This is a genomic window from Geodermatophilus ruber (assembly GCF_900114385.1).
In the GTDB taxonomy this organism is placed as follows: domain Bacteria; phylum Actinomycetota; class Actinomycetes; order Mycobacteriales; family Geodermatophilaceae; genus Geodermatophilus; species Geodermatophilus ruber.
The window spans coordinates 108501-133155 of sequence record NZ_FOSW01000005.1; the positions used below are offsets into that span (position 1 = coordinate 108501).

At 73.6% G+C, this 24655-nt stretch carries 22 protein-coding genes and 1 tRNA gene; 8 read left to right on the forward strand and 15 right to left on the reverse strand.

Features of this window, described 5'->3' with window-relative positions:
- Positions 1–3 precede the first annotated feature (3 nt).
- The 3 genes from BMZ50_RS10090 (at position 4) to BMZ50_RS10100 (ending at position 2690) form a co-directional block, all read left to right on the forward strand.
- On the forward strand, positions 4–201 hold the full coding sequence (locus BMZ50_RS10090) for a ferredoxin (RefSeq protein WP_091323830.1): 198 nt from the start codon (positions 4–6) through the stop codon (positions 199–201).
- A gap of 143 nt (positions 202–344) precedes the next feature.
- Complete coding sequence (locus BMZ50_RS10095) at positions 345–1298, forward strand: NAD(P)-dependent alcohol dehydrogenase (RefSeq protein WP_245753526.1); 954 nt, start codon at positions 345–347, stop codon at positions 1296–1298.
- Positions 1299–2111: 813 nt separating this feature from the next.
- On the forward strand, positions 2112–2690 hold the full coding sequence (locus tag BMZ50_RS10100; protein ID WP_177212738.1) for an Lrp/AsnC family transcriptional regulator: 579 nt from the start codon (positions 2112–2114) through the stop codon (positions 2688–2690).
- A gap of 20 nt (positions 2691–2710) precedes the next feature.
- Here BMZ50_RS10100 and BMZ50_RS25250 read toward each other — a convergent pair whose 3' ends face one another.
- Both BMZ50_RS25250 and BMZ50_RS10110 read right to left on the reverse strand, forming a co-directional pair.
- Entirely contained in the window at positions 2711–3070 is a 360-nt protein-coding gene (locus BMZ50_RS25250) for a transposase (RefSeq protein WP_143087153.1), read from the reverse strand.
- A gap of 202 nt (positions 3071–3272) precedes the next feature.
- Positions 3273–4286 (reverse strand): NADPH:quinone reductase, encoded by a 1014-nt coding sequence (locus tag BMZ50_RS10110; protein WP_091323835.1) that lies wholly within the window; start codon positions 4284–4286, stop codon positions 3273–3275.
- Between the two features lie 225 nt (positions 4287–4511).
- Between BMZ50_RS10110 and BMZ50_RS10115 the strand changes: the two genes are divergently transcribed.
- Both BMZ50_RS10115 and BMZ50_RS10120 read left to right on the forward strand, forming a co-directional pair.
- The gene (locus tag BMZ50_RS10115) at positions 4512–6410 is read left to right on the forward strand and encodes a putative bifunctional diguanylate cyclase/phosphodiesterase (RefSeq protein ID WP_091323838.1); all 1899 of its coding nucleotides are present in this window, start codon (positions 4512–4514) and stop codon (positions 6408–6410) included.
- A gap of 9 nt (positions 6411–6419) precedes the next feature.
- Entirely contained in the window at positions 6420–7475 is a 1056-nt protein-coding gene (locus BMZ50_RS10120; protein ID WP_091323840.1) for a carbon-nitrogen hydrolase family protein, read from the forward strand.
- A 48-nt stretch (positions 7476–7523) separates the two neighbouring features.
- Here the strand turns inward: BMZ50_RS10120 and BMZ50_RS10125 are convergent, their stop codons facing one another.
- From BMZ50_RS10125 to BMZ50_RS10170, 10 genes are all read right to left on the reverse strand, one after another.
- Positions 7524–8465: a helix-turn-helix domain-containing protein gene (locus tag BMZ50_RS10125; RefSeq protein ID WP_143087145.1), complete on the reverse strand. Its 942-nt coding sequence runs from the start codon at positions 8463–8465 to the stop codon at positions 7524–7526.
- A gap of 170 nt (positions 8466–8635) precedes the next feature.
- On the reverse strand, positions 8636–9097 hold the full coding sequence (locus BMZ50_RS10130; protein ID WP_091323846.1) for a hypothetical protein: 462 nt from the start codon (positions 9095–9097) through the stop codon (positions 8636–8638).
- Positions 9094–10638 (reverse strand): APC family permease, encoded by a 1545-nt coding sequence (locus BMZ50_RS10135; RefSeq protein ID WP_245753528.1) that lies wholly within the window; start codon positions 10636–10638, stop codon positions 9094–9096. The genes BMZ50_RS10130 and BMZ50_RS10135 overlap by 4 nt, the downstream gene beginning before the upstream one ends.
- Positions 10635–12623 carry a primary-amine oxidase gene (locus BMZ50_RS10140; protein ID WP_091323849.1) on the reverse strand — a complete coding sequence of 663 codons (1989 nt, stop codon included), beginning with the start codon at positions 12621–12623 and terminating at the stop codon, positions 10635–10637. The genes BMZ50_RS10135 and BMZ50_RS10140 overlap by 4 nt, the downstream gene beginning before the upstream one ends.
- 151 nt (positions 12624–12774) lie before the next feature.
- Positions 12775–15378, reverse strand: a complete 2604-nt coding sequence (locus BMZ50_RS10145; protein ID WP_091323852.1) for a bifunctional FO biosynthesis protein CofGH — start codon at positions 15376–15378, stop codon at positions 12775–12777.
- A gap of 85 nt (positions 15379–15463) precedes the next feature.
- On the reverse strand, positions 15464–16321 hold the full coding sequence (locus tag BMZ50_RS10150; RefSeq protein ID WP_091323853.1) for an ABC transporter permease subunit: 858 nt from the start codon (positions 16319–16321) through the stop codon (positions 15464–15466).
- A complete protein-coding gene (locus BMZ50_RS10155; RefSeq protein WP_218146193.1) occupies positions 16318–17313 on the reverse strand; it encodes an ABC transporter ATP-binding protein in 996 nt (331 codons plus the stop codon). The genes BMZ50_RS10150 and BMZ50_RS10155 overlap by 4 nt, the downstream gene beginning before the upstream one ends.
- 2 nt (positions 17314–17315) lie before the next feature.
- The gene (locus tag BMZ50_RS10160) at positions 17316–18395 is read right to left on the reverse strand and encodes a hypothetical protein (protein WP_091323856.1); all 1080 of its coding nucleotides are present in this window, start codon (positions 18393–18395) and stop codon (positions 17316–17318) included.
- Complete coding sequence (locus BMZ50_RS10165) at positions 18379–18900, reverse strand: sigma-70 family RNA polymerase sigma factor (protein WP_245753529.1); 522 nt, start codon at positions 18898–18900, stop codon at positions 18379–18381. Before BMZ50_RS10165 ends, BMZ50_RS10160 begins: the two co-directional genes overlap by 17 nt.
- Before the next feature lie 183 nt (positions 18901–19083).
- Positions 19084–19596 (reverse strand): flavin reductase family protein, encoded by a 513-nt coding sequence (locus tag BMZ50_RS10170; RefSeq protein WP_091323861.1) that lies wholly within the window; start codon positions 19594–19596, stop codon positions 19084–19086.
- Between the two features lie 34 nt (positions 19597–19630).
- Between BMZ50_RS10170 and BMZ50_RS10175 the strand changes: the two genes are divergently transcribed.
- A complete protein-coding gene (locus tag BMZ50_RS10175; protein WP_177212729.1) occupies positions 19631–19786 on the forward strand; it encodes a hypothetical protein in 156 nt (51 codons plus the stop codon).
- Here the strand turns inward: BMZ50_RS10175 and BMZ50_RS10180 are convergent.
- Entirely contained in the window at positions 19738–20283 is a 546-nt protein-coding gene (locus tag BMZ50_RS10180; protein ID WP_091323866.1) for an NUDIX domain-containing protein, read from the reverse strand. The genes BMZ50_RS10175 and BMZ50_RS10180 overlap by 49 nt on opposite strands.
- A 112-nt stretch (positions 20284–20395) precedes the next feature.
- Here BMZ50_RS10180 and BMZ50_RS10185 point away from each other — a divergent pair, with 112 nt between their 5' ends.
- Complete coding sequence (locus BMZ50_RS10185; RefSeq protein WP_091323869.1) at positions 20396–21190, forward strand: SGNH/GDSL hydrolase family protein; 795 nt, start codon at positions 20396–20398, stop codon at positions 21188–21190.
- Between the two features lie 7 nt (positions 21191–21197).
- On the opposite strand, the gene BMZ50_RS10190 is transcribed toward BMZ50_RS10185, so the two are convergent.
- Positions 21198–23165 (reverse strand): putative bifunctional diguanylate cyclase/phosphodiesterase, encoded by a 1968-nt coding sequence (locus BMZ50_RS10190; protein ID WP_245753531.1) that lies wholly within the window; start codon positions 23163–23165, stop codon positions 21198–21200.
- 179 nt (positions 23166–23344) lie between these two features.
- Between BMZ50_RS10190 and BMZ50_RS10195 the strand changes: the two genes are divergently transcribed.
- Positions 23345–24388: an LLM class flavin-dependent oxidoreductase gene (locus BMZ50_RS10195; RefSeq protein ID WP_091323872.1), complete on the forward strand. Its 1044-nt coding sequence runs from the start codon at positions 23345–23347 to the stop codon at positions 24386–24388.
- 27 nt (positions 24389–24415) lie between these two features.
- Here BMZ50_RS10195 and BMZ50_RS10200 read toward each other — a convergent pair.
- Positions 24416–24488, reverse strand: a tRNA-Arg gene (locus BMZ50_RS10200).
- Between the last annotated feature and the right edge of the window lie 167 nt (positions 24489–24655).

A 24655-nucleotide genomic window follows, 5' to 3' on the forward strand; every position in this document is an offset into this window, starting at 1 on the left:
GACATGCCCAGAGTCCGAGTGGACCCCACGAAATGTCAGGGCTACGGCACGTGTGCCGAAGTGGCCGAGAGCTTGTTCGTCCTGGACGACTGGGGCTACGCGCAGTCCGTCCCGCGGGATCTCCAAGGCGCGACCGAGAAGCAGGCAGCGGAAGCCGCCATCGAGGTCTGCCCGGTCAAGGCCGTGCGCCTGCTGACCTGACCCCGGACATACCTCACACCACCCGACTCCGCAGCGAGACGAGAAAGCAGGTCTGGACCATGAAGGCAGTGCGGCTCCACCGATACGGAACAGCACCAGTCGTGGAGGAAGTGCCGGATCCACGTGTGCGCCACCCCCTCGACGTGGTGGTGCGCATCGGCGGGGCGGGCCTGTGCCGCACGGACCTGCACATCATCGAGGGCCAGTGGTCCCCGATCACCAACATTGAGCTCCCGTACACCCTCGGGCACGAGAACGCCGGCTGGGTTACCGAGGTCGGCTCGGCGGTCAGCAACGTCGCGGTGGGCGACACGGTGATCCTGCACCCGACGCCGACCTGCGGACAGTGCTACGCATGTCGCTCCGGGGACGACATGTTCTGCTCCGCGAGTTCGTTCCCGGGGGTGAACACCGACGGCGGGATGGCCGAGATGGTCCTGACCTCCGCGCGGGCATGCGTGCGGGTCGATCCGACGACCCGTCCTGCCGACATCGCAGCCCTGGCCGACGCCGGCCTCACCGCGTACGCGGCGGTCAAGAAGGCGACCCCATTGCTCCACCCCGGCAGCTACTGCGTCGTCATCGGGGCAGGCGGGCTGGGACACATCGGCATCCAGTGCCTGACGGCCATGGCGGCGACCCATGTGATCGTGCTCGACCGCAACCCCCAGGCGTTGGAGCTGGCGAAGGGGCTGGGTGCCCGTACCTGCCTGGAGGTTGTGGACGACGGCACTGCGGTGCTGAAGGAGGTCCTGGAGATCACCGACGGCCGCGGCGCCGATGTGGTGATCGACTTCGTGGGGGAGGGGGGCACCGAGCAGTACGCCCCAGCCATGGTCCGCAACGGAGGGACCTACCTCGTGGTCGGCTACGGAGCAGAGCTGCGGATCCCGTACATCGACCTCATCTCCCGCGGCCTGAACGTGGTGGGCAACCTCGTGGGCACCTACAACGAACTCGTCGAACTCATGGCGTTGCAGCGCGATGGATTGGTCACCCTCCACACGCGCAGTTATCCCCTGGACGCGGTGGGTGATGCCATCGCGGATCTGGAGAACGGCCGCATCCGCGGACGAGGCGTCCTGATTCCCGATTGATCGCAGGGTGGAGGTCCTCGCCCAGCAGAAGGTGCATGCACCGGGAGCGCACTGGTGGACGACTCGCAATGGCCTCACGGTGTCATCCACCAGTGCGCGCCGCCCGCACCTGAGCGACGCGGCACGTCGACGGGAACCGAATGACCGGCCAGCAGAAGGCTCCGAGGATGTGGACGTGGCCCGCACCGACCGAGATCACCCAGGAATCCTGGGTTTGCTTCGACTCGACGATGTCCGCTTGCGGTGGCATCGGGGAGGACGTCGGTCTCCGTGACACCGTGTCCGCGGCGCTGCGGATCCTCTTCCGGGGTCGCGTGTTCGGCGTGGGTGCAAGGAGTGCGGGCCGGTGTGCGGCTGTTGTCGTGGAGTGGGCTGACGGTCCCTTGCCGAGGGATGTTGCACAGCACGTGCGATCTCTACCGCCGGGCCGAGGTGTCGCGGCACGTGTCGGACCAACAGGGCGAGGACACGACAGGACTGCTCAGCTCACTACCTTGGTCGGTCTTCGGAGGCGCTTCAGTGGCGGCTACTTACGCGACCTGATCACTACAGCGGAATGCGTGGCCGACGGTACCTGGGAAGCTGACCGCGAAATGGATGCCTCGACGCCGTGGGGTGATCACGAGAGGATCTCTGGAGCGCAACTCGTCAATCTGCTCGGCCATCGGATCACGCCGGGGCAGGCAAATGCGTTGGCGAATTTGCCGAGCATCGAGACCCGGCGCTTGTGCTTGTCGTTGTTGGGCCCCTAGTGCGACCGCTGAACAAGAGTCTCACGGTGGAGCGCCTCGTCAGGAGGACCAGTCTCTCGACATGGATGCCGAGGTCTGCGAGCTATGGGCCCGTTTGAGGGCATCGGGAGATGACATGACCAACGGGACTGATCTGGGCAGAGCGGTGACCCCGTTCCGCCCGCTGGTCGGTGGCAGCGTGGCCGAATCTCGGGAACTGGACGCGCTGGACAGGCGAATCATCCGTATCCTCCAGAAGACCGGGCGGATGAGTAACACCCGCATTGCGCAAGAACTGTCTGTCACCGAGACGACGGTCCGCAAGCGGATAGCGCAGCTCATGGACGACGATATGATCAATATCGTCGCCGTGCCCACGCCGAAGGCGGTGGGAGGGAACGTCTCCGCCATCATCGGGCTCTCCGTGGACCTGCGCACCATTCGCAGTGTGAGCGAGCAGGTGCGGAATTGCGCTGAAGTCCGATACGTCGGCTTGTCGGCGGGGCGTTACGACATCATGCTGGAGGCGTTCTTCCGCGACCAGGAGCACGTGCTCGAGTTCGTCACCGAACAACTCGGAGCAATGCAGGGGATCACGCACATCGAGACGTCGCTGATTCTGAAGATCGCCAAGTTCTCCTATGAGTGGGAGATGGCCTGAGAGACCTTCGGCGGTGGGCGTTACGCGAGGGCGCGGTCGAGCCCGGTACTGGCGAGGTAGCCAGTCGGGAGCCCGGGTCGTGCTGCATCCGTCTGAGGCGGGTCTTCAGCAGGGCGGTCAGCTCGGTGATGGTGTGCTTGGTCAGGGGCGCCAGGACCGCGTCGGATGGGCCCGACCGGCTCGACGGGGTTGAGCTCGTGGGCGTACGGCGGCAGCCGGAACACCGTCAGCCAGGGCCGGGCCCGCGATGACTGGGCCATTGCGGTGCTGACGTGGGTGTTCAGGTTGTCCCCGACCAGCACGATGGGCCGCCGAGCTGGCGGTGGGCGGCATCGAGCAGCCGGGCCTAGTCGACGAGCGCACGGGCCGCGATCGGTCATCACTCCCGAGGGCTCGCGTGTCCGCGACCAGCTCGCGGTCGGGTGCTCGGACAACGGGTGATCGGCTTCCGAACCGATCACCCGTTGTCCGCGTCGCTGCCGACGCTGGGGTCGAGGGCCCGGATCGCTGTCGACACGAGGTCGTCCGTCTGTCCCTGTCGGCACCGACGCCGTTCTCGGCCGATCCTGCCGGCCCTCAGCATTACGCGGTGACGTCGATGAGCACCTTGCCGACGGCGCCGTCCTCGACCGCGCGGTGCGCCTGCGCGGTCTCGGCCAGCGGGAAGATGTGCAGCGGCAGCCCCGCCTCCGCGCCCACCCGGATCGCGCCGTCCAGCACGGCAGCGTTGACGTCCTCCACGGCGATCTCCTTGGCCCGCCGCGGCTCGGTGTAGACGAGGACGAACTGCCAGCGGGCGTTGAGGACCATCTGGGAGCGGACCGGCACGGTGATCTCGGCGCCGCTGTCATCGGCGTACATGGCGACCGCGCCGTGCATCCCGAGCACCTGCGCGTCGGTCGCCGCGTTGGTCGTCGGCGAGACCTCGACGATCGCGTCCACGCCGTCGGGGGCGATCTTGCGGACCTCGGTGACGACGTCCTCCCGCCGGTAGTCGATGACGTGCGAGGCCCCGGCCGCCGCGGCCAGCTGGGCCTTGGCCGGGCTGCTGACCGTGGTGATCACCGTCGCGTCCGACCAGCGGGCCAGCTGGATCGCGGCGTTGCCGACCGCGCCGGCACCGCCCTGCACCAGCACCGTCCGCCCGTCCAGCGTCCCCGGGCCCAGCCGGTCGGGCACGGTCTCCCCGAGGGTCAGGCAGCGGTGCGCGGTCAGGAACGGGATGCCGAGCGACGCGCCCAGCTCGAAGGACGGGTCCGCGCCGAGCAGCACGGTCTGCCGGGCGGGGACGACGGTGTACTCGGCCGCCGTCCCATACGGGCGCTGCCAGGCCGCCTCCCACACCCAGACCCGCTCGCCGACCAGCGCGGGGTCCACCCCCTGGCCGACGGCCTCCACGGTGCCGGCGCCGTCCTGGTTCGGCGTCTGGCCGTCGGGGCCGGGATCGGCGGTGCTGCGCCGCTTCCAGTCGGTGGGGTTCACCCCCGAGTAGGCCAGCCGCACGCGTGCCTCACCGGGGCCGGGCTCGGGCACGGGGCGCTCGACCAGCTGCAGGACGTCGGGGTCACCGGGCTGGGTGTAGACGATGGCTCGCACGCACCCTCCTTACCCGGTCCGGAGGAGATACGTCCACCTCCGCGCCGGTGTCCCCCGGCCGGGAACCCGGCGCCAGGTGACCGCCCCGGGCGGCCCGGTGCAGGGAGACCGCGCTCCTCGCCCTCCGGCTGGAGCGGGAGCCGGCTGACGCTCCGACCCCACCCATCCGGGTGTGCCCAGGGCCGTAGCGCTGCGGCCGGCCCGGATCGGGACGATGTCACCAGGGTGCACCTGACACTGCCCGACCGGCTCGCCGCGCTCCTGCCCGAGGGGCGGCGGCTGCCCGACGAGGTCTGGCGGCGGCGTCACCGGGTGCTCGTCTGGGTGGCCGCGGTCCAGGGGCCGGTTCTGGGGGTGCTGGCCCTCGCCACCGGGTGGTCGCCGCTCGTGGCGCTGTTCGTCCCGCTGGCGGTGCTCTACCCGCTGGCCTTCCTGGCTCTGCCCGGTGCCGGCCGCGGGGTGCGCTCGGCCGCGACGTCGGCGAGCCTGCTGGCCGCGTCGGTCGCCCTCGTCCACCTCCTGGACGGGCTCACCGAGGCGCACTTCCACTTCTTCGTCGTCGTCGGCCTGGTGGCGCTGTACCAGAGCTGGCTGCCGTTCGGGCTGGCGCTGCTCGTCGTCCTCACCCACCACGGGCTGGCCGGCACCCTGTTCCCGCACGCGGTCTTCGGGCATGCCGCGGGCCACCACAGCCCCTGGACGTGGGCGGTCATCCACGGCGGCTTCGTCCTCGCGGCGAGCCTGACCCACCTGGCCGCCTGGCGGCTGAACGAGCAGCAGGGGCTGCGCGACCAGCTGACCGGGCTGGCCAACCTCACGCAGGTGATCGAGCGGGCCGGCCGGCTGCTCCGCCGGGACGATCGGCCGGTGAGCGTGCTGCTGCTCGACCTCGACGACTTCCGCGACGTCAACGACTCCCGCGGGCACGCGGTGGGGGACCGGCTGCTGGTCGCCGTCGGCCGGCGGCTGCGCGGCTGCGTCCGCCCCGGCGACGAGGTGGCCCGGCTCGGCGGGGACGAGTTCGCCCTCCTGGTCGACGGCGGGCCGGACGTCGCCCGGGCGGTCGGCGAGCGGATCCTGCGCACCCTGGCCGATCCCATCGCCGTCGACGGCCGGGCGCTGGTGGTGCACGTCAGCATCGGCCTCGCCGACTCGACCAGCGTTCCCGACCGAGCCGCGGACACCCTGCTGCGCAACGCGGATCTGGCCATGTACATCGCCAAGGCGCGGGGCAAGAACCGGCTGGTGCTCTACGCCGACGGGATGGCACAGGCCGCGCAGGAGAAGATCGTGCTGCTGGAGGACCTCGCCGGGGCGACGTCGGCCGGCCAGTTCGAGGTGCACTACCAGCCGACCATCGACCTGTCCTCCGGGACGACCACCGGCTACGAGGCGCTGCTGCGCTGGCACCACCCGACCCGCGGCCTGGTGCTGCCGGCGGAGTTCATCCCGCTGGCCGAGGAGGGCGGGCACATCGTCGAGATCGGCCGCTGGGTGCTGGTCGAGGCGGCCCGCCAGGCCGCGGCGTGGTCGGCGCAGGCCGGCCGGCCGATCGGGATGGCGGTCAACCTCTCGCCCCGCCAGCTCGCCGACGACGACGTGGTCGCCACCGTGCGCGCCGCCCTCGACGGCAGCGGCCTGCCCGCGCGGCAGCTCACGCTGGAGGTCACCGAGGGCGTGCTCATGCACGACGTCGACCAGGTGGTGGGCCAGCTGCTGGCGCTGCGGGCACTGGGCGTGCGGATCGCCATCGACGACTTCGGCACCGGCTACTCGAGCCTGTCCTACCTGCGCCGGCTGCCGGCCGACATCGTCAAGATCGACCGCAGCTTCGTGCAGGACCTCGGCTCCGGTGGACGCAGCACGACGCTGGTCGCCTCGATCATCGAGCTGGCCCGCAGCCTGAACCTGGACGTCGTCGCCGAGGGCGTGGAGACGCCGGAGCAGCAGGCCGTGCTGGGGCGGCTGGCCTGCTCGCACGTCCAGGGCTACCTGTTCGGCCGCCCGCAGCCGGCCGACGCGCAGACTCCGCCGGGCCTCGGGCCGGTGGCCGCCGTGCCGATCCCGCGTGGCCCGCTGCCGGCGTGCACGGATGTCCAAGTCCGTGCCGCGCCGCAGCCCTAGCGTGCGCGCATGGCGAACACTCCCTCCACCGTCAAGGTCGCGGCCGTCCACGCCGCGGCACCGTTCCTGGACCTCGACGCGGGCGTCCGCAAGGCATGCGAGTTCATCCGTGAGGCCGGGCGGGCCGGAGCGCGGCTCGTCGCGTTCCCCGAGACGTTCCTGCCCGGCTACCCGTACTGGATCTGGTCGCACACGACGAAGTACGCCGCCCCGTTCTTCGCCGAGCTCTACGCCAACGCCGTCGAGCTGCCCAGCGACGCGTCCCGGGCCCTCGGGGAGGCCGCGCGCGAGGCCGGGACCTGGGTCGTGATGGGGCTCAACGAGAAGGAGGGCGGCACCCTCTACAACACGCAGGCCTGGTTCTCCCCGTCCGGGGAGCTGGTGGCCCGCCACCGCAAGCTGCACCCCACCAATGCCGAGCGGACGGTCTGGGGCCGCGGCGACGGTCGGGACGTGTTCGTCGTGGACACCGGGTTCGCGAAGGTCGGCGGGCTCATCTGCTTCGAGCACAGCATGGACCTCAACCGGTACGCGCTGTCGACGCTCGGTGAGCAGATCCACGTGGCCGCCTGGCCGGCGATCAACGCCACGCACGCCGACCCGAATGCTGCGAACTTCGATCACTACTCGCGCACGCTCTCCAGCGCCCACGCCATCTGCGCCCAGACCTACGTGATCGTGGTGCAGGGGCGCATCAGCGAGGAGATCGTCGAGCGGCTGGGTGTCCCGGAGGGGCCCGATGCTCCGACCGTCGGCGGCGGCGTCACCGGGTTCATGGGGCCGGACGGGCAGTGGCTGGCCGAGCCGCACCGGGACGACGAGGCGATCGTCTACGCCGAGCTGGACCTGGGGGTGATCGCCTTCGCCAAGTTCTTCGCCGACGGTGCGGGGCACTACGCGCGACCGGACGTGTTCACCTTCGGCGTCGACCGGACCCCGCAGGAGCCGCTGACCACGCAGCGGGTGTCGGCCGTGGAGGGCGTCCTGGTCCCCGAGGAGCGCCGTCCGGCCGAGCCCGAGGACCGGGCCGGCGGTGCCGTCCTCTCCGCGCTGCCCAGGGACTGACCTCCGCCCTCGGGGCCCGGCGCGGACCGGGCCCCGAGGCCACGGCGTTCACCCTCGGGCGGTCCGCCGGAACGCGCGCGGTGGGGTCCCGTAGGCGCTCCTGAAGAGCCGGCTGAAGTGCGCCGGATCGGGGAAGCCGCACTCCAGGGCCACTTCCGACACCGGGACGTCGGGGCGCGCCTGCAACAGGTGCCGGGCGTGTTCCAGGCGGAGCGTGCGCACGTACTGCGCGATCGGCCCGACCTCCGCGGCGAACAGCGCGTACAGGTACCGGCGGGAGACGCCCACCACGGCCGCGACGTGGTCGGGAGTCAGCCCCGGATCGCCGAGCCGGTCGTGGATGACCGCGACGGCCCGTTCCAGGAGGGCGGCCGCGTCGCGCCGGCCCTGCACGCGGGCCGGCCGTGCGCCCCGGACCAGCCGGCGCACCGCCGCCGCGACCTCGTCCAGGGCCGGTGCGTCGGCTCCGGCGGAGGCCAGTGCGAGCAGACCGCTGCGTGCCGGGGCGGCGTGCTCCCCGACCAGTCCGGTGGCGGCCACCGCCGCCACGCGCTCCGGGGACAGGTCGACGAGTTCCTGCGGCAGCAGCGCCACCAGCAGACCGAACGGGACGTCGCTGCGGACGCTGTACTCCTCCGACGTGTCGTAGACCGTCATGTCGCCCGGGCCGAGCGACACGCGGCGGCCGTGCTGACTGATCATCGAGCGGCCGTGCAGCCCGATCGCCACCTTGTAGTGCCCGGCGCCGGGACCCGAGGCCAGCTCGCCGCTCCGGAGCGCCGTGTGCGGGGTGGCGCTGAGGCGGCAGAAGCTGGCCGACCCGATCCGGCGGGTGCCGATGACCCCGACGATCGACTGTCCAGGCGCGGAGATGCGCATGGGGACGAGGAAGCGTGCGGTTGCCTTCTCCCACAGGCCCACGCGCACCGGGGGTGCCACGGCCCGTGAGTCGAACGCGGCCGCAGGCACGGCGCCACTGTCTGTCGCCACCGCAGCTCCTCGTTCTCGGGCGGCCGCGGCGGACGGGGTGGGCCGGACCAGGCTGAGCGAGAGGGTAGGCAGCCGGCGGCGATCGGGGAACCCTGGGCCGGCCCGTCCGCCCCGCCGTGCCGATCTCCTCGCGGTCCACCGTGCGAGGCAGGGCCGCAGCTGCTCGGGCGTCAGCCGCTCGAGGTCGCCGAGGGCGCCACCAGGGCCCACCGGCGGGCGACGAGCACCCCAACGGCCACGACCAGCTGGGTCAGGGCAAGCGCTGCGCCGCCCCACGCACCGACCTCGGTCCAGCCCGGACCGGCTGCGTGCACGTGCCCCCCGGTGACCGGCGACCCGGTCGTCATGAGGAGCAGGTGGACGGCGAGCATCACCCCGTACATGACGCCGGTCATCACCCACACCCGCGCCGTGGGCGCGAGCCAGAGCCCCCGGACGCAGGGCAGGCAGCCGGCGGCCATGATCAGCAGCAGACCCCGCGCCAGCCAGTTCCCGGAGCCGGGAACCAGGGCGGCGACCACGTGCAGCGCGACGCAGAGCGCACCGAGCGCTGCCCCCGCCGTGTCCGGCAGCCTCCGCGCGGGACCGGGCGCCGGCGCGCCCGATCCCGCCCCCCGGCGGTCGTCGCTCACGCCTGGCGGTCGGCCTGGTCGTCGGCGCGCGCTCGCGGCCCAGGCAGCTCGTCCGGCCCGGGCGTGCGGCCCGGCGGGTGTCCGAGCCCGCTCCGGGAGACCGGCGCAGATCCCGGAGGCACCGGCTCCTCCTCGACCGTGCCGATCTCCCCGACCACCTCAGGCCGGCGCAGCCGGACGGTGAAGTACCAGGCCAGCCCGACGACGAGAGCCCCGAGGAAGATCCACGGCAGGAGGTTGAAGGGTGCGGGTGGCACCGGGACGACGTTCTTGTAGAAGACGTAGAGCAGGGCCGCCACGACGACGACAGCCAGGACCGTCGACCCCGCGTTGCCCTCGCCGCGCCGGTGGAGGAAGAACGGCAGGGCGGCGGCCATGAGCAGGTAGGCGAGCATGTAGCCGAAGGTGCCCAGCGTGCCGGTGTAGGCGTAGACGTTGAACGGCGTCGTCCCGGTGGCGACCATGAGCACCGGAACCAGACCCACGACCGGAGCGATCAGCGCGATCGCCACGTGCGGGGTCTTGTATCTGCGGTGCGCCCGGCCGAGCGCCGCGGGCAGGACGTCCTCCTCGCCCATCGTGTACAGCACCCGCGAGGCGGCGTTGATGCTGGCGATGATGACCGCGAAGAACGACGCGGTGACGCCGAGGTCGACGATCCACCTGACGCCGCCCAGGCCGTTGCTGTCGGCCAGGTCGCTGATCGGCGCGGCGCTCTCGCCGAGCGTCTCGGGCCCGCCGAAGCCGACGACCGAGGCGTAGGTCGCGAAGACGTAGAGGACGCCGACGAGCACCGCGCTGCCGATCACGGCGCGGGGGATGGTCCGGTGCGGGTTGCGGGCCTCCGCGCCGAGGCTGGCCGCGCTCTCGAACCCGACGAAGCCGAGCACGGCGAGCACGATCCCGAAGGTGACCCCGTCGAAGGTGAGGCCGTCCAGCTGGAACTGGGACGAGCCGGACGTGATGCCGTTGTTCGCCAGCGCGACGACGAGGACGACGAGCACGGCCGTGACCGAGACGACCTCCAGGACCAGCCCGAGCCGGGTCGAGATCTTGATCCCGGCGATCGCGAAGGCGGCCGCGCCCACCACCGCGACGATGAACAGGACGATCACCCCGGCGGTGGAGGTGGCCGGCAGCCCGATCGTGTCGAGGAAGTTGCCGAGGTACACGCCGGTGCCCACGACCCCGACCATCGCGATGCACGTGTACCCGATGACCAGACCCCATCCGGCCGCGAAGGCACCGGTGGGCCCCAGCCCGCGGGCGACGTAGCTGTACAGCGAGCCGGACGAGGCGAACCGCCGTCCGAACTGGGCCACGCACAGCCCGACGAGCACGACGACGACCGTCGCGGCCAGGTAGGACAGCCAGGCGCCCTGGCCCGCGTACAGCACGATGAGCGCCGGTCCGGTGGCCATGACCGCGCTCGGTGCGATGCCGGCCACGGACTGGGCCATCACCTCCGCCTGGCTCATCGACTCGTGCGCGAGCCCGGTGTCGGAGCGGGTCGTCTCCGGGTCGGCCTCCGGCGCGGTCACGAGCCGGCCTGCCCGTTCCCGGCCGGCGCGCCGTCGCCGTGGCAGGCCGGCGCGGACGGCGGCATGTCCAGGGCAGGGTTGCCGTCGAAGAAGCCGACCGGCTTGAGGTGGAACCCGACGTAGCTGGCCGGCATGACCGGCCAGTCCTCGGGGCGGACGACGTGGTGGGCGCCGAAGGAGTACCAGAGCACCACGTCCTGGTCCTCGAGGAACCGGTCGGCCCGGACGAACTCGGGCAGGCCGCCGGCGTTCTGGCTCTGGTTGGGGTACTTGCCGGCCGCGTACATCTCGTCGGCGTCGTACGCGGTCACCCACAGGTGCTTGTACGCGAACTGCGCCCGTGAGTACGCCTGCGAACCCTCCTGCTGCAGGGGCAGCACGTTCTCACCGGGCATGAGCTTGTAGCCGACCGGCTGGCCGAGCTCGTTCACCGACGACGGGTTGACGACGTACCAGGTCCGGGCGACGAACGGGTCGATCAGCCGCTGGGCCTCGCTCTCCCGGGCCAGCAGGGTCTTCTGCGCCACCCACGCGTTGCCGTAGGGGTTGTCCGGCCCCGGCGGCAGGGCGGCGGCGTCGACCTCGTAGACGGAGTTGCGCTCGCCGTCGACCTGCATGTCCAGGCGGACGTTGAAGAAGTGCTGGTGGTGCGGCCCGTAGAGGCCGGGCGCCACGAGGTTGCCGAACCGCGGCTGCTCGCCGGGAGGGACGGCACCGGTGGAGATGACGCCGGTGAGCTTGACCTCGAACTGGATGGTGCCGTCGGTGTAGAGGTACCAGAAGAAGCCGTACTCGTAGTTGCCGACGGTGGCGAAGCAGGAGATGACCAGCCGCCGGGAGCGGCGGACCTCCATCTTCTCCGTGCGGAAGTCGGTGTGCTTCCAGCTGACGCCGAAGTCTTCCTCGTGCATGCAGATGGCGTTGGGGATGGTCAGCGGCCGGCCGTCCTGGTCGTTGGCGACGGCGTCGAAGTAGTGGATCTCGCCGAGGCAGTCGCAGCCCAGCTGCAGCGGGTTGAGCAGCAGCCCGATCCCGTACTCGCCCTCGTCGAAGACGTTCTTGATCCGGTGGGTCGGGGCGGGGTCGGCGTAGGGGATGTACATCTCCGACAGCGAGGCCCGGTAGATGATCGGCCGGAGACGGCCGCGGTCCTCGTAGCCGATCTGGTGCAGCACCAGGCCCTCGCGCGGGCTGTAGCCGACCCGCAGCCGCCACTTCTGCCAGCTGACCGCGTGGCCGTCGACGGTGAAGCTGGGGCCCTCCGGCTGGGTGATCTCGATCGGGCGCACGTCCTGGCGCAGGGAGGTGAACGCCGGCCGGTTCTCACCGGCGACCATCAGCTCCGGAACGTAGTTGCCGGCCTTCTCCGGCAGCGGCACGACGCCGTGGTCACGGACGTCGATGACCTCCATCCGGTCGAGGTCGACCAGCACGATGAGGTTCTCCACCGGGCGCGCGTAGCCGTTGTCGTCCTCGCCGGACCGGACGAAGGTGAGCGGCCGGATCAGGCGCCGGCCCTGCGGGTCCTCCAGGTCGTAACCGGCCGCCCAGGGGTCGATCATCGCCAGCGAGAAGTCGGTGACTCCGCGCTTGCGCATCGCCTCCTGCCAGCGGGGGTCGGCCCGGGTGATCTCCTCGGTGCTGAAGAACTCCTCCAGCATCACGCTGGGCTGGACGCCCTCCACGACCTCCCAGGAACTGACCACGCCACCGGACAGCGAGACGACCGCCTCGATGGTCTGCTGCCGGCCGCGGTCGTAGAGGACGACGAACGCCGCGCGCTCCGGCGGCGGGCCGCCGTTCCGGTCGTGCTCGAGCACCTCCTGCTTGGGCGGCTCGTGCAGGGAGACGCTCACGAAGCGGACCTGGGCGTCGAGGTCGCGGTGCTCGCGGATGATCTCCGACACCCGCCGCAGTTCGTCGGCGTCCAGGGGTTCGAGCGGGTTGCTGGTGGTGGTGCGCACGTCGGGGGCATGGAGCGCCACGGGGTCTCCTCAGGGAGTGTCGACCGGGGCCGGCGCACCGAGAGGCGCGGCCAGGTGCGGCGGACCGTAACGAGGTCCGCCGGGGTCGACAAGGAGTTCCCGTGACCTGGGTCACTTTTCCATGCCTGGTCGGCGTGGGGGACCTGTCTGCTCAGACCGGGGTGATCGACAGGGTCAGGGCGCGGCGGCCCTCCTCCGACCGCGCGGTCGCCATCCGCTCGGCCGAGGGGCTGCCGTAGTCGGTGGTGCGCTGGCGGGCCGGCCGGCCGATGGCGGCCGCGATCGCCTCCAGCTCGGCGATGGTCTTCAGCGAGCCGTTCTCGCTGCCGGCCATCCGGCTGATCGTCTCCTCCATCAGCGTGCCGCCCAGGTCGTTCGCGCCGCCCTGCAGCACCGCCCGGGTACCGGCCTCACCGAGTTTCACCCAGGAGGTCTGGATGTTGGGAATCCGCCCGTGCAGGAGCAGCCGGGCCACCGCGTGCACCGCCCGGTTCTCCCGCACCGTCGGGCCGGGCCGGGCGACGCCGGCGAGGTAGATCGGCGAGCTGTGGTGGACGAAGGGCAGCAGCACGAACTCGGTGAAGCCGCCGGTCTGGTCCTGCAGCGCGGCCAGGGTGCGCAGATGGGCCACCCAGTGGGCGGGGGTGTCGACGTGGCCGTACATCATCGTCGAGGTGGTCGGGATGCCCACCCGGTGCGCGGTGGTGATGATCTCGATCCAGGTCGCCGTGGGCAGCTTGCCCTTGGTCAGCACCCAGCGGACGTCGTCGTCGAGGATCTCCGCCGCCGTGCCCGGCACCGAGTCCAGCCCGGCCTCCTTGGCGGCGAGCAGGAAGTCCTCGAAGGACAGGCCGGTGCGGGCGGCGCCGTTGACGATCTCCATGGGGGAGAAGGCGTGCAGGTGGATGCCCGGCTGCCGCTTCTTCACCTCGCGGGCCAGGTCGAAATAGGCGGTGCCGGGCAGGTCGGGGTGGATGCCGCCCTGCATGCAGATCTCGGTCGCCCCGCCGGCCCACGCCTCGTCCACCCGGTCGCCGACCTGGGACATGGACAGCGTGTAGGCGTCGGCGTCGGTGCGCCGCTGCGCGAAGGCACAGAACCGGCAGCCGGTGTAGCAGACGTTGGTGAAGTTGATGTTCCGGTTCACCACGTAGGTGACGTCGTCGCCGGTGACGTCCCGGCGGACGGCGTCCGCGAGCGCCGTCAGAGCGTCGAGATCGGGCCCGTCGGCGCCCAGCAGCGCCAGGTACTCCGCGTCCGACAGCCCGGCCGGGTCGGCCTCGGCGTGCCGCAGCGCGGCGGCCACCTCCGGGTCACCGACGGTCAGCGCGGTGGAGTGCCCGTCCCGGGCGGAGACGGTCCGCTCCCGCAGCTCCGACCAGTCGCCGTAGACGGCGTCGAAGTCGCTGCGGCGGTCCGCCGTCCGCCCCACGGTGTCCACCTCGACGTGCAGGTCGACCCGGCCGGTGGAGGTCCACGCCTCGTCCGGTTCCTGCCAGGGCAGCCCGGCCGGCACCCGGCCCTCGACGGCCAGCCCGTCCGGCCCGGCCAGGGCGGCCACGTGCGGGCGCACCCGCGGGTCCAGCCACGGCTCCGGGGCCAGCACGTAGGGCGGCTGGGCGGCCAGCCGCTCGCGCAGGGAGAACCCGGCCTCGGCGCTCAGCGCGGCGAGCTTGTCGATGTTGGGCCACGGCCGCTCGGGGTTGACGTGGTCGGGGGTCAGCGGGCTGACCCCGCCCCAGTCGTCGACGCCGGCGCGCAGCAGCAGGCCGAGCTCGGTGGAGTCCGACAGGTTCGGCGGGGCCTGCACGCGCGCCTTCGGGCCCAGCAGCAGCCGGGTGACCGCGACCGCGGCGACGTACTCCTGCAGCTCCAGGTCGTCGTGCGCGGCCATCGCGGTCCGCGGCTTGGCCCGGAAGTTCTGGACGATGACCTCCTGCACGTGCCCGTGCCGGTGCGCCGAGGCCCTGATCTGCAGCACGGCGTCGACCCGCTCGGCGTAGTCCTCGCCGATGCCCAGCAGCACGCCGGTGGTGAAGGGGACGGCGGAGCGCCCGGCGTCCTCCAGCACCCGCAGCCGCACCCGCGGCTCCTTGTCCGGTGACCCGAAGTGCGGGCCGCCGGGCTGCGACCACAGCCGGGTCGCCGTCGTCTCCAGCATCATCCCCATCGACGCCGACACCGGCTTGAGCCGCTGGATCTCCTCCCACGTCAGCACCCCGGGGTTGAGGTGGGGCAACAGCCCGGTCTCCTCCAGCACCCGGATCGCCATCGCCCGCAGGTAGCCCAGCGTGGAGTCGAAGCCGTGCGCGTGCAGCCACTCGGCGGCCACCGGCCAGCGGTCCTCCGGCCGGTCGCCGAGGGTGAACAGCGCCTCCTTGCAGCCCAGCGCCGCGCCGGCGCGGGCCACGTCGAGCACCTCATCGGGGGAGAGGAACGGCGCCTTCCCGTCCTTCCGGAGCTGGCCGGGCGTGGTCACGAACGTGCAGTAGTGGCAGCGGTCGCGGCACAGGTGGGTGAGCGGGATGAACACCTTGCGGCTGTAGGTGACCACCTCGGGGCGGCCGGCCGAGGCCAGCCCGGCGTCGCGCACCCGGCCGGCCGCGGTGAGTAGCCGGTCCAGCGGCTCGCCGTCGCCGAGGCCGCGGGCGTGCAGCAGGGTCTCGGCCTCGGTGGCGTCGAGGGTCACCCCGCGCTCGGCGCGGGTGAGCGCACGCCGCAGGGCGGAGTCGGAGGGGATCAGCGGCTCGGCCATCGCCCCCGACGCTAGTCGTATCGGTCCCGGGAACCGAGCCCCGCGCCCCGACCCGCTCCGGGGCGCGGAGCTCGGGGGTCCTTGCTCACAGGTCCTTCCGGGCGAATGCCACGGCGGCCAGCCCCCACACCATCGCGACCCAGAGCACGGCCCACGCCAGGTAGGCGGCGGTGAGCGGGGCCTCGCTGAGGAAGGGGAAGGCCGCGCCCTCCGGGCCGAACACGGCCAGGGCCGTCGGGTCCTGGAGGGCGTGCATGGCGCCGCGCCACAGCCCGTCGGTGGGCAGCAGCATCCGGGACACGGTCCCGACGCGGGCCACGCCGTCGTTGCCCAGTACCTCCCCCACGCCCCCGACCACGCCGGCGATCCACGCCGCCCCGAACAGCCCGACGGCGACCACGCCGGAGGCCATCGGGGACACGACGGTGGACAGCACCAACCCGAGGGTGAGCAGCACGACCGTCTGCGCGGCCAGCAGCGCGAGCGCCCCCACGATGTTCGGCGGCCAGTAGTCGACGGTCACGAGGACGACGAGGCACTGCGCGAGGCCCGCGACGACGACGAACCCGCCGCCGAAGACCGCCAGCCCCAGCCACTTGCCCAGCAGCACCGTCGAGCGGCGGACCGGGCGGGCCAGGACGGCGAGGGAGATCCCGGACTCGGCCTCGCCGGCCAGGGTGGGGCCGGCGAGGAACGCGGTGCCCAGCGCCGCGATCAGGCTCAGGCCGAACATGACCAGGTTGAGCAGCTGGGAGGCGACCAGCCGGGCCTGGCCGCTGGTCAGGGCGCCGAACTGGGTCTCGGCGACGGCCAGCCGCGAGAAGCCCCAGGCGGACAGCGCGAGCAGCGCGAGGGTGAGCACCGCCAGCGCCCGCAGCACCTTCCGCCGGGACGCCTCGCGCAGGGTGAGGGCCGCGACCGTGAGCACGGTGCGCGCCGTCACCGCCGCTCCTCCCCGGCGCCGGACCGCAGGATGCCCAGCAGCCGCTCCTCCAGGCTGATCCGCCCGGGCTCGACCGCGTGGATCCGCGCCCCGAGGGCGGCCAGGTCGCGCACCAGGTCGGGCACCGCCGTCCCGTCGTCGTCGGCCGGCAGCGCGACGATGAACCGGTCGGCCTCACGGGCAACGGGTCCGGCGGCGGCCAGCCGGGCCTCGACCGCCGTCGTGACGCCGGTGAGGTGCAGCCGCACCTCGCGCCGGCCGAGCAGCTCGGCGAGGGTCCCGGCGGCGGCGACCCGGCCGGAGTCGAGGATGACCACCCGGTCGCACACCCGCTCCACCTCACCGATGAGGTGGGAGTTGAGCAGCACGGCGACGCCGCGCTCCTTGAGCGAGAGCACCAGGTCCCGGACGTCGACCCGGCCCAGCGGATCCAGCGCGCTGGTCGGCTCGTCGAGCACCACCACCTCGGGCCGGGCGACCAGCGCCACCGCGAGCCCCAGCCGCTGCTGCATTCCCTTGGAGAACCCGCCGACCCGGTCCCCGGCGCGCCCGGCCAGCCCGACCAGGGCCAGGCACTCACGCTGCTCGTCCGGCGGGACGGCGGCGCCCGCGAGCCGGACGTGCAGCCGCAGCACCTCGGCCGCGGTCAGCCACGGCTGGTACCGGAACAGCTCGGGCAGGTAACCGACGCGGGCGCGGGCGGCCGGGTCGCCGCCGGGCCGCCCGAGCACCATGACCTCGCCCGCGTCCGGCCGGACCAGGCCCAGCAGCATCTTGATGACCGTCGTCTTCCCGGCGCCGTTCGGCCCGAGCAGGCCGACCACCTCGCCGCGGCCCACCGACAGCGCGACCCCGTCCACCGCGGACCGCCGGCCGTACCGCTTGCGCAGCCCGGTGCACCACAGCGCCGGCGCCGGGGGAAGCCCGGCGACCAGCTCGGCCGCCGCCCGGACGGCGGCCTGGTCCGGCGCCGCGACCGAAGGCTCGCCCACGGTCAGCGCAGCTCGCGGGCCACGGACAGCACCTCGTCCGCGCCCAGCGCCCCGGCCACGGCGGTCACCACGCCGTCGTCCACCCACACGACCCCGGCGAACGACCGGTCGCGGGCCTCCAGCACGGTGGCCGGGCGGCCACCCACGTCCGCGGAGGAGGTGCGCACCTGGTCGGCGGGCACCGGCAGCGGCAGCGTCGTCCCGTCGCCGGTGAAGGAGCGCAGCTGGTCCGCGACGTTCGGGGGCAGGCCCGGCAGCGCGAGCAGGTAGTCGCGCAGCGTCTCGAACGGGACCCCGGAGGAGAACGCCCGGGGCGCGACGGCGCGGCCGACGACGAGGGTCGGCATGCCGCCCTCCTGCGACCAGACCGCGGCCAGGCCGGGGCCGGCGACGAGGCGCACCTGGCTGCCGTCCAGGCCGGCCGGCACCGGGGGCAGGGCCTCACCGGCGGCCGCGGCGGCCTGCGCGGCCTTGTCCGCCGAGAACGTGAAGACGCCGCTGAGCTCGCCGACCACCTGGTAGGTGGGGTCACCGCTGACTCCCCGGGGCAGTGGGCCGACCTGCGGCACGTCCAGGCCGGTGGCCTCGCGCGCGGCCGCGGCGTCCGCGACCTGCTGCGGCTCGCCCGCGCCGGTCAGCTCGACGTCGCCGTAGCCGGTGAGGTCCGGCAGCGCGACGAGGTCGCTGGTGGTCACGCTCACCGGGGCGATCCGCTCGGTGCGGAAGATCGGCAGCCAGTCGTTGGCCGCCGCGACCCCTGCGCCGGTGAGGACGACGAGGAACGCGAGCGTCGCGATCGCCGGCCGGCGCAGCCGGGCACCGCGCCTCCGAGCGGCTGCCGGGGCCCGCTCCCGGTCGGCGGCCGGCAGGGTGGCGGACAGTCGCCGCCACGCCGCCGCGAGGTCGACGTCCCCTGCGGGGACGGCCCGCAGCGCCGTGCCGGCGGCCGCCGCGTCCGCGTGCGCGGCGGCCAGGCCGGTGAGGCAGACCTGGCAATCGGCGACGTGCCGGCGATCGGCGTCGGCGACTCCGGCCGGCTCGTCGAGGAGCCGGCGCAGCACGCCCTCATCCGGATGACGCATGACCGTTCAACTCCTTGCGCAGGGCGGCCTCGGCACGACGCACCGTCGTGCCGATGCTGCCGGGTGACATGTCCAGGGCCGTCGCGACCTCGGCGTAGCTCAGCCCGCTGTGCCGCAGCACGAGGACCACGGCCTGCCTCCGGGGGAGCCGGGCGAGCGCGGCCCGCACCCGGGTCCGTTCCTCGCGGACGACGACGTCGTCGGCCACGTCGCCGGCCACCGCGTCGGTGCCGGTGGCCGCGTTCTCCTCCCGGACGGCGCGGCGCCGTCCGTCGCGGAGCAGGTTGAGCGCGGTGTGGGCGGCGGCGACCGACAGCCACCCGCCGGCCTCCCCGGTGGGAACCGACGACCGCCCGAAGGCGAGGAACACCTCCTGGGCGACGTCCTCCGCAGAGTCCGGCGAGCCCAGCACCCGCGCGGCCACGCCCACCACCCGCGGGTAGTTCCGGCGGAACACCTCGGCCAGGTCGGGGCGGACGCCCGGGCGGGACGGCGGACTGGTCACGGCGCCGTCCTCCCTCCACCCCGCTCGCGCGGGCGCGGCTCCACGACCTCCGGCGGGGAGGACGGCAGCCGGGGAGCGGCCGAGCCGGACGAGGTCCATACCGGTACAGCACCGCCGGGGCCCCGGATGTGACATCCGGCGACGCAGTCTGCCCGGAACCCGGCCGTGCCGGGGTCCGCGGGGCTACCGGCGGGGCAGCGGCGCGCCGGTCGCGTCCACGTAGCGGCCGCGCAGCCGCACGAGCGGGGGAGCGGCGGGATCGAGTACCGGTACGTCCTCGACCTCCAGCAGCGCGAGGACGTGGTCACCGGCCTCGACCATCCGCTCGAGCCGGCAGTCGAGGACGGCCAGCCCGTCCTCCAGCACGATCGCGCCGCTGCCGGCCGCCCGGCGCCACGGCACCGACTCCAGCAGGTGGCGGGCGCTGGGGCGCCCGGCGGAGGAGAACCGGCTGGCGACGATCGCGTGCTGCGCCGCCAGCACGGTGAGCGCGCACCGGCCGACGCCGGCCAGCACCTCGGCCGGGTAGCCCTCGGCGGCCAGCCCGACGGCGACCAGCGGCGGGCGGGCCGACACGCTCATCACCGAGGAGACCGTCGTGCCGACGTCGTCGATGTCGTCCTGCACGGTGAGCAGGCACACCCCGGCGGCGTACTGGCGCAGCGCGGCGGTGAAGTCGGACGGGTCCACGGGCATGCGGCCAGTCGACCACACCGCGAGGATGGGCCGGGTGGACCGGGAGCAGACCTACGACGTCGTCGTCCTCGGCGCCGGGTCGACCGGTGAGAACCTCGCCGCCGCGGTCGTCCGGGGCGGGCTGACCGCCGCCCTGGAGGCCTACCGGGACGGGGCGGCCCAGCCCCGGTCGAGCAGCAGCAGGCTGTAGCCGGCCAGGCTCGGGCCATCGGTGAACCGCCCGTCCCGGATCATCGCCCGCAGCTGCGTCTCGGACGCGAACTCGTGCCGCATGCCGGCCTCGGTGATCTCGCGGGCGGTCGGGCCCGGGGTGAGGCCGGTGGCCAGCCAGACGTCGAACTCCTGGGTGCTCTGCCCCGGGGCGAGGTCGAGGTGGCCCAGGTGGCGCAGCTGCCCGGCGCGCAGGCCGGTCTCCTCGGCCAGCTCCGTGCGGGCCAGCTCCTCGGGAGTGCCCGTGGAGCCGCGCGTCCAGCTGCCCTGCGGGAACTCCCACGTCCGCCGGCCCACCGGAAGCCGGTACTGCTCGACCAGCCAGAACCCGCCGTCCTCGTAGGGCAGCACCAGCGCGAAGGGCGGCTTCTCGACCACGCCGTACACGCCGGTCGACCCGTCGGCGAGCTCGACCTGGTCCTCCCGCACCCGGATCCACGGGTTGCGGTAGACCTCCCTGCTGCCCGTCGTCCGCATCGGGACAGCTTGTCAGGCCGGCGGGTGCGGCGCCGTGCTGTGCGCCGGGAGTTCCCCGGCCACGGTGGCGGCCGCCGGCAGCGGCGCCGGCGCCGCGTGCTGGAGTGGGGGGGTGCAGCTCGAACCCTCCCGCCGCGCCTGGCGCCGCTACATCGCCCTGGGCGACTCGTTCACCGAGGGGCTCAGCGACCCCGACCCGGCGCGGCCGGGGGAGTACCGCGGCTGGGCCGACCGGCTGGCCGAGCATCTGGCCGCCGCGGCCGACGGCGACGTCGAGTACGCCAACCTCGCCGTCCGGGGCCGGCTGCTCGGGCAGGTGCTCGACGAGCAGATGCCGGTCGCGTTGTCCGCCGAGCCGGACCTGGTGAGCCTGGTGGCCGGCGGCAACGACCTGTTGCGCCCCGGCGCCGACCCCGACCGGCTGGCCGCGGCGCTGGAGGACGCGGTCGCGCGGTTCCGGGCCGCCGGCGCCGACGTCCTGCTGGCCACCGGCGTGGACCCGCGGCAGACGCCGATCATCCGCCGCACCCGCGGGCGGGTCGCCGTGTTCAACGCCTCGCTGTGGTCGATCGCCGCCCGGAACGGCGCCGTCGTCCTCGACCAGTGGGGCGCTGCCTGGATCCAGGACTGGCGCATGTGGGACGGCGACCGCATCCACCTCACCGCCGAGGGGCACCGCCGGACGGCGCTGGCGGCCGCCACCGCGCTCGGCCTCCCGGTCGGCGACGACTGGCGCGACCCGCTGCCGCCGCAGCCGCCGCGCGCGCTGCGGGCGGCGCTGGCCGAGGAGGCGGCGTGGGTGCGCGGCTTCGTGGCGCCGTGGATCGGCCGCCGGCTGCGCGGCCGCTCCTCGGGGGACGGACGGGCCGCCAAGCGGCCGCTGCCGCTGGCCCTGCCGCGCGGCTGACCGCGGGTCAGCCGTCCCGCTCGGTGGGCTCCGGGTCGGGGTCGGCCGGGCCGGTCTCCTGTTCCGCGGAGGGCTCGGCCGCCTCGATCACGGCCGCCTCGACCACGGCCGCCTCGACCACGGCCGCCTCGTCCTCCGGGGCCTCGTCTTCCGGGGGCTCGACCACGGGGGGCTCCTCGATCACCGTGCCGTCGGTGAGCACCGCGGCCGGCAGCGCCTCGCGGCCGGCCACCTCGTCGGCGCACTCGCGGGTCGGCAGCGGGGCGGGCCGGCCGAATGCATAGCCCTGGGCCATGACGCAGCCGTGGTCGCGCAGCCACTGCGCCTGGTCGAGGTCCTCGATGCCCTCGGCGATGACCTGCAGGCCCATGCCCAGGCCCAGCTGCACCAGGCCCTGCACGAGCGCTGCGGTGGACGGCTCGGTGACCACGTCGGCGACGAAGGACCGGTCGATCTTCACCGTGTGGATGGGCAGCCGGTGCAACGCGGTGATCGCGGAGTAGCCGGTGCCGAAGTCGTCCAGCGCGAGGGTCACGCCGGCGTCGGTGACCTCGGAGACCGCCTGCAGCGTGGCGTCGGCGGCGAACAGCGCCGTCGACTCGGTGATCTCCAGCTCCAGCCGCTCCGGGGGGAGCCCGGAGTCGGCGAGGGCCGCGGCCACCAGCTCGGCGAAGCCGGGCTCGGCCAGGTGGCGGGCGGAGATGTTGACGTGCACCCGCAGCCCGGACGGCCAGCCGGCGGCGTCGAAGCAGGCCTGCCGGAGCACCCACTCGCCGAGCTTGGAGGTGAGCCGGTTGTTCTCGGCGGCGTCCAGGAACGCCCCGGGGGGCAGCAGCCCGCGGCTGGGGTGCTGCCAGCGGATGAGCGCCTCGTAGCCGAGCAGCGTCTCGTCGGAGAGGGCCACGATCGGCTGGTAGAACAGCCGCAGCTCGTCGGACTCCAGCGCGTGCCGCAGGTCGGCCTCCAGCTGCAGCTGGTCGACGTCGCTGTCGCTCAGCACGCCGTCGTGCACCTCGATGCGGGCCCGGCTGCCGTCGGACTTCGCCCGGGTCAGCGCGTTGTGTGCCTGGCGCAGCAGGTCGTCGGGGGCGACGTCGCTGCCGAGGGTCAGCCCCACGCTGGCCGACAGCACGATCTCCCGGTCGCCGATGAGGAACGGGTCGTCGAGCACCGACAGCAGCCGGTCGGCCAGCGCCCGCAGGCCGTCGAGGTCCTCGACGTCCTCGGCCAGGATGAGGAACTCGTCGGCGCCGAGCCGGACGGCGGTGTCCTCGACCCGGGTGCTCCACCGCAGCCGGTCGGCGACCTGGGTGAGCAGCTGGTCGCCGGCCTCGTGCCCGAGGACGTCGTTGACCGCCTGGAAGCGGTCGAGGTCCAGGTGCACCAGGCCGACCTGCAGCCCGCGCCGCCGGGAGAGGGCGAGGGCGTGGTGCAGCCGGTCGCCCAGCGCCCGCCGGTTGGGCAGCCCGGTCAGCGGGTCGGTGAACGCGCGGCGGACGAGGTCCTCCTCGGCGCGCCGGCGGTCGGTGACGTCGACCAGCGAGAGGACGACGAACTGCGGCTCGCCGGTCGTGTGGTGGACGACCTCGTGCGACTGCAGCGCCCACAGCTCGGTCCCGTCGGCGCGGCGCAGCCGCCGCTCGCCGTCCATGCGCAGCCACGGGTCCAGCGGCTCCTCGGCGCCCGGGGGCAGGTCCGGCAGGGGCGCCTCGTCGGGGTGGGCCAGCAGGTCCACGTGCCGGCCGACGAGGTCGTCGGGGGCGCGGCCGGTGAGCGCGCAGAGCGCCTCGTTCACGACGAGGAAGTGGCCGTCGAGGTCGACGAGGGCCTTGGAGATGGGCGCGGTGAGGAACAGGGCGCGGAAGAGCTGCCCGCGGTCGGCCAGCAGCGTGTCGATGGCCCGGAGCCTCGAGCCGGCGGCGGAGCCGGGCCTGCCGGTCCGGGACCTCGGTACGTCGGGGGCGCGCAGGTTCACCCCGACAGGGTGCGGGACCGGCGCCGTCAAGTGACGGAACCTCGTCCACGGAGAGTCGTGGTCAACCGAACACTCTCCGTGACCGGTTGGGTGTGGTGGGACGCCCGGGGAGCGTGGGGAGCGGGTGCGAGCCGGATCACGCCGGGAATCGCCGAGCTTCGCCGGCTGCTGCTCCGGCCATGGCGAACGCTGCGGCACCGGAGAAGCGCATCGGGTTCCTGTCCTTCGGCCACTGGCAGCCCGTTCCCGGATCGCAGGTGCGGACCGGCCGGGACGCGCTGGTGCAGAGCGTGGAGCTGGCCGTGGCCGCCGAGGAGCTCGGGGTGGACGGCGCCTATGTGCGGGTCCACCACTTCGCCCGGCAGCTGGCCTCGCCCTTCCCGCTGCTGGCGGCGATCGCGGCGCGCACCCGCCGGATCGAGATCGGCACCGGCGTCATCGACATGCGGTACGAGAACCCGCTGTACATGGCCGAGGAGGCCGCGGCGGCCGACCTGCTCAGCGACGGCCGGCTGCAGCTCGGGGTCAGCCGCGGGTCACCCGAGACGGCGCTGCGCGGGTCCGAGGCGTTCGGTTACGTGCCGCCGGAGGGCAGCTCGGACGGCGACCTCGCGCGGCAGAAGACGGACCTGTTCCTGGCCGCGATCTCCGGGCAGCCGGTCGTGGATGCCGACCCGCGGATGACCGGCGGGGCGGCCGGCCGCCTGGCGGTGCAGCCGCAGTCGCCCGGCCTGGCCGAGCGGATCTGGTGGGGCTCGGGGACCCGGGCCACCGCGGAGTGGGCCGCCCGGCAGGGGATGAACCTGATGAGCTCCACCCTGCTCAGCGAGGACACCGGCGTGCCCTTCGACGAGCTGCAGGCCGACCAGATCGCCCGCTACCGGGCCGCCTGGGCCGACGCCGGCTGGGAGCGCGACCCGCGGGTGTCGGTGAGCCGCAGCGTCATGCCGATCGTCACCGACCTCGACCGGCAGTACTTCGGCGAGCGCTCCGGCGAGGACCAGGTGGGCCTGCTCGAGGGCGTGCGCGCCCGGTTCGGCAAGAGCTACGTCGGGGAGCCGGACCAGCTGGCCGAGGAGCTGGCCAAGGACGCCGCCGTCCGGGAGGCGGACACCCTGCTGCTCACCGTGCCCAACATGCTCGGCGTGGACTACAACGCCCGCCTGCTGGAGACGATCGTCGCGCACGTCGCCCCGGCGATCGGGTGGTCTCCGCGCGCGTGACGGCTCCGACCTGCCCTCGAGGCGGAGCGCGCCCGGCAGGACTCGAACCTGCGACCAAGTGCTTAGAAGGCACCTGCTCTATCCGCTGAGCTACGGGCGCTCGCGCCGATCATCGCACCGCGCGGCGGGCGGCCGGCGCAGGCTCCCGGGTCCGCGGCACTCCACAGGGCACGGGTCTGTCCACAGAAGCCGGGCGGGGCTGTCCGCCGCGCTCCCGGCGGCCGAGGGTCGGTCCAGGCCGGCACCGCGCCGGCCGCGCCGACCCGG